The organism is Gilliamella sp. Fer4-1 (assembly GCF_001690515.1).
GTDB lineage: Bacteria > Pseudomonadota > Gammaproteobacteria > Enterobacterales > Orbaceae > Gilliamella > Gilliamella apicola_C.
The window spans coordinates 1-13,252 of record NZ_LZGZ01000265.1 but is presented as its reverse complement, the minus strand read 5'-3'; the positions used below and the strand labels follow the sequence as shown (position 1 = coordinate 13,252).

Below are 13,252 nucleotides of genomic sequence, written 5' to 3'. Positions count from 1 at the left end.
GATGTCTAAAGAAAAATTTGAACGTACAAAACCCCACGTTAACGTTGGTACAATCGGCCACGTTGACCATGGTAAAACAACTTTAACTGCAGCAATTACTTCTGTTCTTGCTAAAAAATACGGCGGTCAAGCTCGTGCATTCGATCAAATCGATAACGCACCAGAAGAAAAAGCACGTGGTATCACCATCAATACTTCACACGTTGAATACGATACACCAACTCGCCACTATGCGCACGTAGACTGCCCAGGCCATGCTGACTATGTTAAAAACATGATCACTGGTGCGGCACAAATGGATGGTGCTATCTTAGTCGTAGCGGCAACTGATGGTCCTATGCCACAAACTCGTGAGCACATCCTTTTAGGTCGTCAAGTAGGTGTTCCTTACATCATCGTATTTTTAAACAAATGTGATATGGTTGATGACGAAGAGTTATTAGAATTAGTTGAAATGGAAGTCCGTGAACTTCTATCTCAATACGATTTCCCAGGTGATGACACACCAGTAATCCGTGGTTCAGCGCTTAAAGCATTAGAAGGCGAAGCAGCATGGGAAGACAAAATTGTTGAATTAGCTGAAGCATTAGACAGCTATATTCCAGAGCCAGAGCGTGATATTGATAAACCATTCCTATTACCAATTGAAGACGTATTCTCAATTTCAGGTCGTGGTACAGTAGTAACTGGTCGTGTTGAACGCGGTGTAATCAAAGTGGGTGAAGAAGTTGAAATCGTGGGTATCAAACCAACAACTAAAACCACTTGTACTGGTGTTGAAATGTTCCGTAAATTACTTGACGAAGGTCGTGCGGGTGAAAACGTTGGTGTATTACTACGTGGTACAAAACGTGAAGAAATCGAACGTGGTCAAGTACTTGCAAAACCAGGTTCAATCACTCCACATACTGATTTTGAATCAGAAGTGTATATCTTAAGCAAAGATGAAGGTGGTCGTCATACTCCATTCTTCAAAGGTTACCGTCCACAGTTCTACTTCCGTACAACTGACGTAACAGGTACGATTGAATTACCAGAAGGCGTAGAAATGGTAATGCCTGGTGATAACATCAAAATGACAGTATCATTAATTCACCCTATCGCGATGGCTGAAGGTTTACGTTTTGCGATTCGTGAAGGTGGTCGTACTGTTGGTGCTGGTGTGGTTGCTAAAGTTATTAAGTAATCTGCCTGCTACTATAAAGAGTAACCAACTGTTACTCTTTACCATCAATCAAAAAGTGCACAGTGTGCACTTTTTGGATAACCGCTATTTATTTTATAAAAAAATATCAAGCCCGATGTAACCTATTGTTTCAACTTCCGATAAAGCCAAAATCAGTTCTTTTCGAAAAGATCCCCTATTACCAAGATTAGCTATATTTATAATCAATCATAAATAAACATTAGTTGCTTTTCTAGTATTCTTTATTAACTTCGAATGATCGTGCGCTACCAACAAGCTCATTACCTCATTTTTCCACTGCGTTCGCTAAGCGTCCTTCGTGGTATGTCGATATAACTATTTTTCATAAATTATTAAGTTAAAATTGCCAACAAGCTAATAGCCCAAACCGTTTTTTCAACTCTTCTAACAAACGCTTGCTTATACTCGCATAAAGAAATGCATACACCAAAATCAACCTATTTTTAGCGCATCCTTAGCATCATAAAATTTTAGTTTTTATTTATGCTTAAGTATTTACGTTAAAATATATGTTGATTGATTATTAGCGTGCAAAAAAATTCTTCATGGAACAACAGCACACCGCCATAATTGCGTTGGAATTTTAGCGTTTCTTTCACTTTCACTGTTAGCGAAACATTCTACATATCATTCTATTTATATCATATTCAAAATGTTTTTATTCTTTACAAACGGCATAACCTTTCAAATGATCCTCAAGCATACCAATAAAACCATCATGATTATGTACAACATGGGAAATTAGCTTTCCGTCAACTACCTGTGAATCAGAGGTCCAGTATCTAGAGGTAAAATTAGGCGGAGCATAATATTCTTGCCATTCTGAATCAGGATAAGACGATTTTGTCGTCCATCCCCACTCACTAAAAATTGAATCACCTATTGCTCGAGTATAACTATTAGAATGAGTAAGTTTATCAAAACCTAATTTTGCGGTATCACCATCATATCGAGGAGAATTAGTTAATTGAGCACGACTCAACATATTTTGTAATCCTCCACAGTGTTGTTTCACAGTTTCAAATTCTCCGCTAAAATTTTGTGGCACCCCCCAAATAGAAGTTGGGTTAAAATGATAATCATGAATGACTGATGTATCTCTTTTTAAGATCGCTCTTACTGTAACACGCCCCGAAGGCTTATTATTCAGTTTTACTATACCATCTTGATCAATAGAAACGGCTCCACCTGAATTACTCACCACTTGGTAACGATAGTCGGTTTGAGCCCTCGACATGACTAACTGAAATTTTGCACCTGGAAACCCTGTTGTTGGGAAAGTGCTTAATGAAACTGTAGGTTTTGCTTTAAAACCATAATTTGGCACATAATCCTGAGTATAACCACCACCCACAAGTGGATGTCTACTGGAATATTCGGGCCGATTAAAATAATAGGCGCCAGTTGCTAAATCCATTCCAATCCATTGATATTCTGGGTGAACAATTGTGGAATTTGGTTTTGCATAACAAATTTGTGATATGGGCGCTATCTGATACGTTTTGGCTAGAGCAATAGGTTCACTTTCTTTTGGGATCCCATAGGCCGAATATGTTTTGACATTAGTTTTAATGATGAGTTTTAATGGCATTGCATAACCACTGCCACAACCTATGATTTTTTTCTTATCATCACCCGTTATCTGTTTTCCTGTATTGTCATACCACCAATAGTAGGTCGTTTCTAATTTAAAAGGAGCGCTTGGGTCGGCATTATCGCCATCAATATCACGATAATTTTTCACTTTATCCAAATTCTTGGAATCATATCTTGAAATAGTAAAATCATTAAACGTTAAATTACCGTCAAACTCTTTAATTTCACTCGCTTTTATATTACCACTTGCTTCACTATAAAAAATACCATTCACCGTAAAACCTTGTTTATCTGCACTGGATAACGCTACAACCTCAGGCGCATTGCCTATAATAACATGAGTTGTGGTCGCACTAAGCGCCGAATGAGCATAGCTAGAAATCACTAGTTGTGAGAATAAAAACAATGTTGTTTTTTTAGTTAGTTTAGGCTTCAAGCTTGTGAAAAACGACGTCGCTTTAGTCGTAAGGTTTGGTAACCTAAATGAGTTAGGTTTAAAAACTCGGATTTTGTGATTATTTGAGAGATTTAAGACATAAAACTGACATGCCTGATGCCTGATGCCTGATGCCTGATGCCAAAGATGATACTGCATTTTGTACCGCCCGTCAATTAAATTTTTGTTTTCTTTCACTTTTTTAGAATCATCTGCTCACTTGATGAGCTTTTTTAATCGATAAAAGTATAACTGCAAAAAAAAATCTTGGCTAGTGCTTTGGGTGCTTTTTTGTAAAAAAATAGAAAAAAGAAGCCGATTTGTTCTTTTGTATTTTCGTGATTTTTCTAGTATTAGGATAGGTTAAAATAGCTGTATTTTGAGTATTTTAAATTTTGCTGGTAAAAAAAGTTATTGATAACAACAAATGCTAAAACACCTAAAACAACATAATTTACAAAATAAGTTTATTTTCCGTTTAAAAATCAGTCAGAAAACCCATTGATTTTATTGAAGTTTTTATTTTGGCATTTTAATAATAAAATCAAATGTTTATGTAAAGTTACAATCAATCCATCCGCTGTGCTTTTCCCATTTTTTTTAAAAAGACTTGCTGTTGTACAAATAGTTCATACAAAGTAATTTCGTGATAATCAATCTGATGTTGCTTGGCAATTTGTTGAATAATTTTCGTCAGGTGTTGATAGTGACGATGGCTGAAACCAGGATATATATGGTGAGTTAGATGTAAATTTAATCCACCTAACCAATATTCTAAAATGGGAAACTTTAATCGCCAATTAAGCGTAGTATTAAATACATGTTGTATCGAACCATGTGGCATAAGACCAAGTTCGGGCGCTTGATAAAAAGTCGCTTTTGCCCAGTGGGTGCCAAGAATCAGTATGACAAAAATCAGTGAAGCAAAAAATTGACTTAAACCATAGACAATGAGAATAAACCATAAACTAAATTGAGGACAAATATATATTGGAATAACAATAGCCAAACTAACATGTAAAGCCTTAATAACCAAAAAGGCAAACCAACCAACTATGCCATGATGGGTAAATTTGTTTTTATTAAAATTTAAGCCTAACCGATCTTGCCAATCAAACCACCAAATAATTGCAGGAAAGGTCATTCCTGCCACTAATGGCCAGTAATAATGCTGATAACGCATAAACCAATGGTGCACTTGGAAAGGTGTTTGCCTAAGCACGCCATTATACTCAATATCTAGATCATAATGTTCAATATTAGTAAAAGGATGATGCTGCACAACATGACGAATACGCCAGCATTCTGGATCAATCCCAAGTGGAATGGTAATTAGTCGATTAAGCCAAGTATTTGCGTTGCTTGATTTAAAAAATACATTATGTGATGCGTCATGCACCACATTAACCGCTAATAGTAGGGCGAGCGAACTAAACATAAAATAGCAAAGAGAGAATAGATATGCTGATTGTTGAAAAAGCGCGCAACAGTAAAATCCTATACACAGAACTAAGAGTAAACCTAACTTTAAATACATGCCACTATTTGCATAACGATGATCATTTTGGGAAAGTAAATAATCTTTTGCTGCCGTATTTAATGCTTCTCGCAATAATATATCTTGCTCATTACTAAACCGTAGTGTGGGATGTTGTGATTGTGGTTGCGGCTGTGATTGTGGCTTTTGCATTAGTCTGACTCTGAATAGGAAGTTTGTTTATTCGGATTTTGTGCCATTTTACGGATAAATTGTTGCTGTTGAGTGAGTAACTCAAGATAGCCTAACCTGCGATAAGGTAATTGATACTTTTGTGCTAATCGTTCAACAATTAGCATTAATGCTGGATAGTGGCGATGGCTCCACCCAGGAAACAGATGATGAGTAAGATGTAAATTTACCCCACCTAATAATTCGTTAAATATTTTGGGGGATGGGTACCAGTCACAACAGGTAGTAAATTGCTGGTAATACCAACCATGCTCTATTTTGCCATCTTTGGGTGCTGTATAAAATGCAGGATCGACCCAATGTGTCCCTAAGAGTAAGCATACAACAATTAAAGATGAAAGCATTTGTGTGATAAGATAAACCGATAGTACACCATACCAGCTAATATCCGCCGAAGATAAAATAAGTATCGGTAGCATTAGGGCTATGATGAAATGCAAAATTTTGCTACCTAAAAATACCCCCCATCCTGTTATACTGGTTAAGTTTTTTTTGTCTGATGCTAGCGCAGTTTTACCTAATTGATCAGACCAATCAAATACCCATGCAATATAAGGTAATGATAACCCAGCAATAAAAGGCCAATAAAACGACTGAAATCGCATGTGTGGGTACCATTTTTGAAATGGCGATTGGCGAAAGACACCATTCTCTTCCATATCAAGATCGTATTTGTCGATATTAGGATAAATATGATGATAATCAACATGCCTAACTTGCCAATAATGTGGATCAATACCCAAAGGTAATGTCACCAATCGCCCAAAAATGTGATTTGCTAGTCGAGTTCGAAAAAAAACATTATGGCAAGCATCATGTTGTGCATTAATATTGGCTAGCATGGCTGACATAACAAAACCAAAATAATAAAGCGCAAATAACCCGATAGTCACTTGATGTAAGCTGAAGAAATAACATACAGCACAAAGGAATAATAATAAGAAATTCTTAAACAATAATGAGCTATTAGCAAAACGATGATCGCCTTTTTGAGCCAAATAAGCTTCAGCTTCTGCCATTAATTCTTGATGAAATGGTTCATCATTATTAGTGTAGTGCAACTTAGGTGATGGTTTAGTTGGCATGATATTTTCCTATAAGCCACATAACATAAGTGATTGAGCCATGTATTGTCATCAAGCCTGCAAATAATAGCCAGTAAAATGGTGGCCATTGCCAAAAGATGGCAAAAAATAGAGGGATTAACCAGCACAAGACAAACCAACTAACTATTCCCCAATGTTTGCCTTCCGCCATGCCTCCTAAGGCAATACTACCCAATACCAAACAGCCAAATAATAGATACTGCGTCATGGTAACATTATGGTAACCGTAGCCATAATCATAGACGTAGCTTAATACCAAGCCAAATAGAAATAAGCCACCACTCACTAATAAACCATGCGGTAAGCGATAACGGGATAAACTAGGGGAATAAGGAATGTTGAATAATGCCATAAAAGGTAACATGCTAGCCCAAAAAGGGTTTTGTGACATAATGCCATGGCTACCATAGGTAATCGTTTTATCGACAGGCGTTGTTTCAAACGTACCGAAAAACTTATCCCAGAATATAAATGACCCTGAAAAATTATGATTAGCATAATAATAGTCTTTAAGATGATGGACTTTATGATGCGTTGGAGTAACCAAAATCTTTTCTAATATACCTAATTGTGGGGTAACAGCATTGTGATTAAAAAATTGAATCGAATAATGAAAGATCGACACGGCAATAAAAATTGGTGTTGGAACACCTGCAATAGCCAATAAGGCAAAAAATGGGATTGAAGTAAGCGATGAATACCACGAATTACGGATAGCTAAAGATAAATTAAAATGTTCGCCTTGATGATGCACCATGTGAATTGCCCACAATAGTGGTATTTTATGATGTAAACGGTGTTCCCAATAAAAACCAAAATCCCAAGCCAATAAGGTAAATATCCAAGTTAAAATGATCGGCACATGGATAAACAGATTAAAACTAAAATGCGTATAAAAAAAATGGTAGCAGACTAATTCAAGCCCACGAAACAACCAAAGCATTAAATGCCCTGAGTTTAAATTAAAAATAATATCAGACCAGTTAACGGTTACTTTTTTTATATATTGTAAAACGAAAGCTTCTGCAACAATCAAGATTAACATTATCACAAAAGGTAAAACTAAATCCAACATAATAAGATTCCTATTGTTCTAAATTTTGTTTAATTAAATAAGAAGATCCGTAACGCACACCATATCCCACCATCAACGCTAATGCGATCCCACCAAGAAAATCAACAAACAAGTGCCGCCTAAGTTGGATAATAGAAAAAGCAATTGCAATGCCCCACAATACCAATAATATATTACGCTGAGGATGACACTTATCTAAACTCCCCCAAATTGCAAGCAAGGTTAAAGTAATATGTAACGAAGGAAAGCAGTTAACAGGAACATCAATATCAATCAGTTTAGCTAATAGCCAAGAACTGATTGAGGTACCAGTATCGACAGGAAAATCCATCGAGGTCGGAAAAATAAGGTAACAAATCCCTGCAAGAAAGCCACTTAATATAAAACAGATAGACATCCAAAGTAAGCGATGATAAGGAGCGACTAAAAAACAAATTGGGATGATCAAAAAGAACGAAAGATAAAACCAAATAGCATGAGGTGTAAAGGCAATCGATTGGTCAATTATCGAAGGGGTAAGTAGTGTCGGCTCGCCTTGTAGCTCACCCGCACTACGGTAAAATACCCCCACACTAAGCCATCCGAGCAATAAATAAGCTAATCGTATAAGACAAGACTTCATTAACTTCATTGGCTACCTCGCTCACGAATGATCCGCCGTCTTTTTTGTGCAAAGGCTTTGGGTAGTGTAACAACTGGCGTAAGCTTCCAGATTAGCGCGTCAACCTTGGCACCTTGTTGAATAAAATGAGCCGTTAATGCCTGCTGACACTGGCTTAACTGTTCTTTTGAGCAACTGCCAATGAGTTCAATACATTGATCGTTGTGCTGAATCAGGCGGTAATCACAGGTTAGCGGTAAGGTATTGGCTATTACTCGACTGCAATAATCAGCAAAAATGGTTAATGGTTTCCCATGTTGATCTGTTAATACAAGCTGATCATCACATCGTCCTTCAATATGTGAAATCGCCATTCCTTGCCAGCCACATTGGCATGGCGTTTGGCTACGAACTAAAATATCATCTAATTGATAACGTACGATAGGCTGCGTTTGACGAGTAAAATCGGTGATAATTGGCATAAAACGATCTTCATCTAACCAATGAGGTTCAATATAGATAAACTCTTCATTTAAATGCAAAGTGCCTAGTGGACAGGTTGCAGCAAGAAATCCTTCGGTGGCTTGATAAACTTCAGCGAGCTGATTAAACGCTTGTTTGATAAGTTTTTTATCTTGTTCTTCGAGCACTTCTGCGACAGATATGACTAAAATAGGATTGACAGTTAACTTGTCGTTGAGTTTTTCGGTTGCAAGAGCGCGCAGTACCTGTGCAGGGGCAATAATAATAGTTGGTTGATAGTCATCCAGCGATTGGATCTGTTGTTGAAAATTATCAAACAACCCGTAAAAACGAAAGGTCAATCGATGACTATTAGTACTATGATAAAGATGATTATCAGCTCTTAAAAACAGTGCAACACGTTCTTCTTTCCATAGCCCGCGTGGCAACATTTTTGCCAGCATGCCTCCAGCCCAAATTTGTTGTTCTTTTGGACTAACCACAAAAATCCCTCGTTGCCCTGAAGTTCCTGAAGATAATCCCACACTAAACTTACCCATTTTGGCGCTAAAATCGCGCTTTTGCTCACTTTGTTGGGCTAATGCCAATAACGCTTGGCTATTAAGATTTGCGGTATTCATTTGATCAAAATTCGCCATCATCAATTGTTTGTTCATCAGTGGCCAAGTATCAAAAGGTTGTTTAATAAATCGACTAAAGTAAGGGCTTTTGCTTAATACCCGCTGTTTAAATTTTTCTAATTGTTTGCGTTGATATGCTTCAAGATCTGCTCGGCAGCTAAATGTTAAGCGTTTGGTGCGCCAATAATACCAAAGTATTTTTAGTAGCCTCATTGTTCATCCTCATGGCTTAAATAAATGGTAACATTAGGTTGATAAGAAAGTTGGTGTAGTTGATTAAGGGTTTGATGATAGGCGCGTGGATCGTCCATAATGAGTTGCGCCAAACGAGACGGCTTTTTTAACTCTTTATAATTAGCTTTAACCCATGCTGCATCGCTAGCCAAAAATGTCCACCCCTCATCAGTCAAGATAAATGCGCCAATGTGACCAGCTGCATGACCAGGTAAAGGCACTAAAATTACCTGCTTTTTGCTATTAGGTAAAATATAGCCATGCGTAAAAGGAGATAACTCAGGTGCTAACGTGCAACACTCAAATTGTTCTAAAAAACTAACACGCTGTTCGAAATCATCAGGAATAAGATCGGGAACAAAACCTTGCTTAAGGGCAAAAAAGCCATGTAGCGGTTTGACCGTTTGCCAACCTTTTTGGGAACAAATAAAACGGCTATGAATAAAATCTTTCAATCCCGCAATATGATCACCATGAAAATGTGAGATAATCACATTTTGTATACTGGCAAGCTCAATACCCAAAGTCGCAAATTGCGCTTTTAATGATTCGCCTTGCTTTAGATAAACTGGGGTGGTTTTTTGATAAAGTTTGAATATGCCCGATTGGGTATATTGTTGAAAATACTCAGCATATCCAGTATCCCACAACCAGCGATAGCCATCAACCTCAATTAGCCAAGCACGTGCAGGAAACTGGCAAACATGAAATCCAGCACCCCGCATAACCATACACGCAATATGAGTACAGTATCCAGCTTTAAATGGGATTATTTTAGCCATCTTATACCATTCCACTTTCCTGTAACCAGCGCGCTGTCAGCGTAATGCTTTCATTAAGATCATATAAAGGTTGATAACCTAAACGTTCAATCGCCTGTTGTTGGCTTAAAGTCATATCAAAATATAATGTACCAACGCTATAACGCGTTAGTAGTGGTTCTTTATGAGTTAAAGCCGATACCCCCTCAAGCACAGTAGCGATACCGTAAAGTAGTGGATAAGGGAGCGAGCGAATTTTATAATCGAGTTGCAATTGATCGGTTAACAACGCCTTTAATAATTGATTAAGCTGACATGGTTGTTGATTGGTAATATTAAAGGCTTCACCCGACAATACTTGCTGCTGAGTTGAGGCCACAAATAAAGCATAAACTACATTTAGCACAAAGGTAAGATCCAAATAAGCTTGCCCTCCTGCTGGCAAATATAATATACCGCCAGTACGTTTTAATAATGCAAGCATACGAGGAATAATCACACGATCATGTGGTCCAAATATACCTCTCGGTCTTAATATTAGATAAACAGTTTCACGATAGCGTGTAACACATGTTTGAATATGCTGTTCGGCTTGATATTTGGTATCAGCATAATGATTAGCAAACCGTTTAGCTCGATATTCTTCAGAAATATGACGGTGGGATTTAAAATCAAAATAGATCGATGGTGTGGATACATGAATAAAGCGCTTAATCCCAAGTTGACCTGCAATATCGGCTAATTGTGAGGTCACTAAAACATTAGCCTGATAAAACCATTCATAGTTACCCCAAGGGGATGATAACGCAGCACAATGCCAAACTATATCACAATTTCTCAATAATTGGTGATAATCCATTTTGCTCGCCGTGACTAAATCAAGCTGAGTAAACGTAGCACCTAGCGCAACAAGTTGCTTCCCCACCTCATTATTGCGCCCTGTTGCATGCACTTGATGACCTTGTTTAAGCAACCACTCAACTGCATTACGACCTAAACCACTGGTCGCACCAGTAACTAAAAATCTCATGGCAATAAAATCATTCCCCCTAAAGTAACCCCAGCAGCAGTACCTATTAACATGGCAGGTTTACCAGAATTAAATCGTTTAGTTATTATTGCTTCATGCAATGCACTAGGTATCGAAGCGGCCACTTGATTACCGCGAAAGCGGTAGATATCAATTAGCACGTCACTTGAAACATTAAGTCGTTTACGCATATGTTCCAAAGACAAATGGCTAGCTTGATGAGGAATAACCGTGGCAATATCGGCAAGAGTTAAACCAGCTCGATTTAATAAGCGAGCTAAATATGGCTCAATTAACGATGATACCAGTTTAAATAACGGCTTACCCTGCATATGGAAAAGGCAATCAGTTTCATCCATCCCTGTTCTAAGATTTCGGCGGCTACCTCCACCGCGAATTTCACATAGATCAATACCATCGGTATAAGTCTCTAACAAACAAGAAAGAATACCACTGCGACCATCACCTTGTTCGACAATAGCACAAGCAGCTCCATCACCAAAGATAAATGAAGATTCTTCATCTTGCCAATCTAACCCTCGTGAAGCCAAATCTGCCGAAACAATAGCGATTCGCTTATAAGCACCAGAATTTAATAGCCCAGCAGCAACTTGTAACGCACAAATAAAGCTCACACAACTGCCATTAACATCAAAGCAGGTAATATTTTTGGAAAGTGAACTGGCTTTTAGAATATGGGTTGCGGTATATGGTAGGGCTTGGATAGGAAGTGCACAAGCTGAAATTAATAAGTCAATCGATTTTGCGTCTATATCACAACGCATTATAGCATCATTAATCGCTTGGGCGGCTAAATCGGCTTGACTCAATTGCTGATCAGCGTGATAGCGATAAAGGATACCTGAACGCTTAAGCGAATAACCAGCAGGTTTATTCAGCCTTTTATCTAATTCGTCCGCATCAAGTTTATTTGGCGGTAAAGCAATACCGGTTGAAATAATTTTAATAGGGATTACCGTTTTGTTTAGCACTTCATTGTTTTTTAACAAAAGATATACTCCAAAAACTATCTTTTGCCAATTATTATAGTACTCTATTTAATTCTAATAAACTTTTTTTAAAATATAGGTTATTAGTGGGCCGGCCCACACTTTTTATAAGAGATAAGGTAAACTTACCACAATTAAAAAAGAAACTGAATAAGATTAAACGAAAAAAGCGAACATTCAATGATGATTTTAAATACCAAATCATCAGTCTTTATCAACACGGTAAATCACGTGGTGAAATCGTTGCAGAATATAATTTGACACCATCAGCATGGGACCGTTGGATAATGTAAGCCCGTTAAAGTGGCTTATTTAAAACAAAAGATAATCACAGTCCATAAGAAAAAAATTTATTGCTCGGGTAATAAAATCCTTATTGTGCGTATCAAAATAACACCATTAAACGTTATAAACCTCATAATACAGAAGTGAATCAAACAGCCAAAAAGAATCATTGACAACGGCAATTTTACGTAGATGATAAAAAGCAAATTGTTGTTGCAGATTTAACTTATATACGCGTTAATCAACGTTGGCATTATTTATGTGTTTTTGGTGAATTTACCCGATAGACAAATTATCGGTTATCATGTTGGTAAACATAAAACGGCAGAGTTTGATAACTGGTTATTAGAGGATTGTTTTAAGGTATTTAATATCACACATTCATTAAGCAAGAAAATAATAAGAGGATCCTCATTTAGTGGGGGATCAAATTAACACAGTAGATCTCCACTAACATTCCCTGTTTGTAAAAACTCACTAAACGCCTTAACAACTAAAGAAAAATCTTTAGTTATAGAAGCGAGGGCAAAAGGTTTATCCAACATTAGAATAAACCTCCCTTAAGTCTTTTGGTAACGCTTATCTTGGATAATGTATGGTTCTGCTATTTCTACCCACACAACTTGTGCCACCTTTTGCCATTCCGTTGGGTTCTTTTGTTTGGCAATATATTCCCTTATTAATTTAACTGCTTGGTTAAATTGCTCTTTATCTAATTCAGCAAATGAATAAAACTTTAAATACTCACCTTCTTCAGATTTAATTACTTTGTGTAATTTAGGGTAACTTGGCAAAAAGACCTTATCCAACAGATCGCCAAATGAATCCCAATAGCTACTATGAATAAATGCAGAGGTGAATCTATCCTCAGGTTTTTCAATAGATTCATCTTTACTAAAAAAAATACTAGCTCCCATGTCATTACCTCATAATAATAATTTTATCTTGCAGTGATTTTGGTAGTGTTTTTGCATAATTTATAAGAATTTTTTGGTTAGCTGGCGTTAATACTCTAAAATCAACAGGCACGAGAAAAATATTAAATTAATTCTTCACCATTAAGCAATACAATGATATTT

General features: G+C 37.0%; 13 protein-coding genes. 1 reads left to right on the top strand and 12 read right to left on the bottom strand.

The genetic code is table 11. The features are described from left to right. The first annotated feature begins 1 nt into the window (after position 1). Positions 2–1,186, top strand: a complete 1,185-nt coding sequence (tuf, locus tag A9G30_RS09390; RefSeq protein WP_065582082.1) for an elongation factor Tu — start codon at positions 2–4, stop codon at positions 1,184–1,186. 679 nt (positions 1,187–1,865) lie between these two features. Here tuf and A9G30_RS09385 read toward each other — a convergent pair. The 12 genes from A9G30_RS09385 to A9G30_RS13680 all read right to left on the bottom strand — a co-directional run bounded on the left by A9G30_RS09385 (position 1,866) and on the right by A9G30_RS13680 (position 13,202). Beyond that, positions 1,866–3,437, bottom strand: a complete 1,572-nt coding sequence (locus tag A9G30_RS09385; protein WP_141672064.1) for a hypothetical protein — start codon at positions 3,435–3,437, stop codon at positions 1,866–1,868. A 370-nt stretch (positions 3,438–3,807) separates the two neighbouring features. After that, on the bottom strand, positions 3,808–4,929 hold the full coding sequence (locus A9G30_RS09380) for a fatty acid desaturase family protein (RefSeq protein WP_065582084.1): 1,122 nt from the start codon (positions 4,927–4,929) through the stop codon (positions 3,808–3,810). Then, positions 4,929–6,053, bottom strand: a complete 1,125-nt coding sequence (locus A9G30_RS09375; RefSeq protein ID WP_065588778.1) for a fatty acid desaturase family protein — start codon at positions 6,051–6,053, stop codon at positions 4,929–4,931. Before A9G30_RS09375 ends, A9G30_RS09380 begins: the two co-directional genes overlap by 1 nt. Then, positions 6,043–7,149: a sterol desaturase family protein gene (locus A9G30_RS09370; RefSeq protein WP_065588777.1), complete on the bottom strand. Its 1,107-nt coding sequence runs from the start codon at positions 7,147–7,149 to the stop codon at positions 6,043–6,045. Before A9G30_RS09370 ends, A9G30_RS09375 begins: the two co-directional genes overlap by 11 nt. 10 nt (positions 7,150–7,159) lie before the next feature. Then, positions 7,160–7,780 (bottom strand): phosphatase PAP2 family protein, encoded by a 621-nt coding sequence (locus tag A9G30_RS09365; protein WP_218057820.1) that lies wholly within the window; start codon positions 7,778–7,780, stop codon positions 7,160–7,162. Further along, positions 7,777–9,066 (bottom strand): F390 synthetase-related protein, encoded by a 1,290-nt coding sequence (locus A9G30_RS09360; RefSeq protein WP_065588776.1) that lies wholly within the window; start codon positions 9,064–9,066, stop codon positions 7,777–7,779. The genes A9G30_RS09365 and A9G30_RS09360 overlap by 4 nt, the downstream gene beginning before the upstream one ends. Further along, complete coding sequence (locus tag A9G30_RS09355) at positions 9,063–9,869, bottom strand: MBL fold metallo-hydrolase (RefSeq protein WP_065588775.1); 807 nt, start codon at positions 9,867–9,869, stop codon at positions 9,063–9,065. The genes A9G30_RS09360 and A9G30_RS09355 overlap by 4 nt, the downstream gene beginning before the upstream one ends. Position 9,870: 1 nt before the next feature. Beyond that, the gene (locus A9G30_RS09350) at positions 9,871–10,878 is read right to left on the bottom strand and encodes an NAD-dependent epimerase/dehydratase family protein (protein ID WP_065588774.1); all 1,008 of its coding nucleotides are present in this window, start codon (positions 10,876–10,878) and stop codon (positions 9,871–9,873) included. Beyond that, entirely contained in the window at positions 10,875–11,888 is a 1,014-nt protein-coding gene (locus tag A9G30_RS09345) for a 3-oxoacyl-[acyl-carrier-protein] synthase III C-terminal domain-containing protein (RefSeq protein ID WP_218057818.1), read from the bottom strand. The genes A9G30_RS09350 and A9G30_RS09345 overlap by 4 nt, the downstream gene beginning before the upstream one ends. 716 nt (positions 11,889–12,604) lie before the next feature. Next, positions 12,605–12,718 (bottom strand): DUF6911 family protein, encoded by a 114-nt coding sequence (locus A9G30_RS13685; RefSeq protein ID WP_442903451.1) that lies wholly within the window; start codon positions 12,716–12,718, stop codon positions 12,605–12,607. A gap of 15 nt (positions 12,719–12,733) precedes the next feature. Continuing rightward, entirely contained in the window at positions 12,734–13,090 is a 357-nt protein-coding gene (locus A9G30_RS09335; protein WP_065588772.1) for a hypothetical protein, read from the bottom strand. A gap of 4 nt (positions 13,091–13,094) precedes the next feature. Then, entirely contained in the window at positions 13,095–13,202 is a 108-nt protein-coding gene (locus tag A9G30_RS13680; protein ID WP_176700883.1) for a hypothetical protein, read from the bottom strand. Positions 13,203–13,252: the final 50 nt, after the last annotated feature.

What these genes read in the sequence shown, in the direction of transcription:
- A9G30_RS09375 (WP_065588778.1), bottom strand. Translation starts at nt 6,053, where the DNA reads ATGCCAACTAAACCATCACCTAAGTTGCACTACACTAATAATGATGAA.
- A9G30_RS09370 (WP_065588777.1), bottom strand. Translation starts at nt 7,149, where the DNA reads ATGTTGGATTTAGTTTTACCTTTTGTGATAATGTTAATCTTGATTGTT.
- A9G30_RS09355 (WP_065588775.1), bottom strand. Translation starts at nt 9,869, where the DNA reads ATGGCTAAAATAATCCCATTTAAAGCTGGATACTGTACTCATATTGCG.
- A9G30_RS13685 (WP_442903451.1), bottom strand. Translation starts at nt 12,718, where the DNA reads ATGTTGGATAAACCTTTTGCCCTCGCTTCTATAACTAAAGATTTTTCT.
- A9G30_RS09335 (WP_065588772.1), bottom strand. Translation starts at nt 13,090, where the DNA reads ATGGGAGCTAGTATTTTTTTTAGTAAAGATGAATCTATTGAAAAACCT.
- A9G30_RS09350 (WP_065588774.1), bottom strand. Translation starts at nt 10,878, where the DNA reads ATGAGATTTTTAGTTACTGGTGCGACCAGTGGTTTAGGTCGTAATGCA.
- A9G30_RS09360 (WP_065588776.1), bottom strand. Translation starts at nt 9,066, where the DNA reads ATGAGGCTACTAAAAATACTTTGGTATTATTGGCGCACCAAACGCTTA.
- A9G30_RS09365 (WP_218057820.1), bottom strand. Translation starts at nt 7,780, where the DNA reads ATGAAGTTAATGAAGTCTTGTCTTATACGATTAGCTTATTTATTGCTC.
- tuf (WP_065582082.1), top strand. Translation starts at nt 2, where the DNA reads ATGTCTAAAGAAAAATTTGAACGTACAAAACCCCACGTTAACGTTGGT.
- A9G30_RS09380 (WP_065582084.1), bottom strand. Translation starts at nt 4,929, where the DNA reads ATGCAAAAGCCACAATCACAGCCGCAACCACAATCACAACATCCCACA.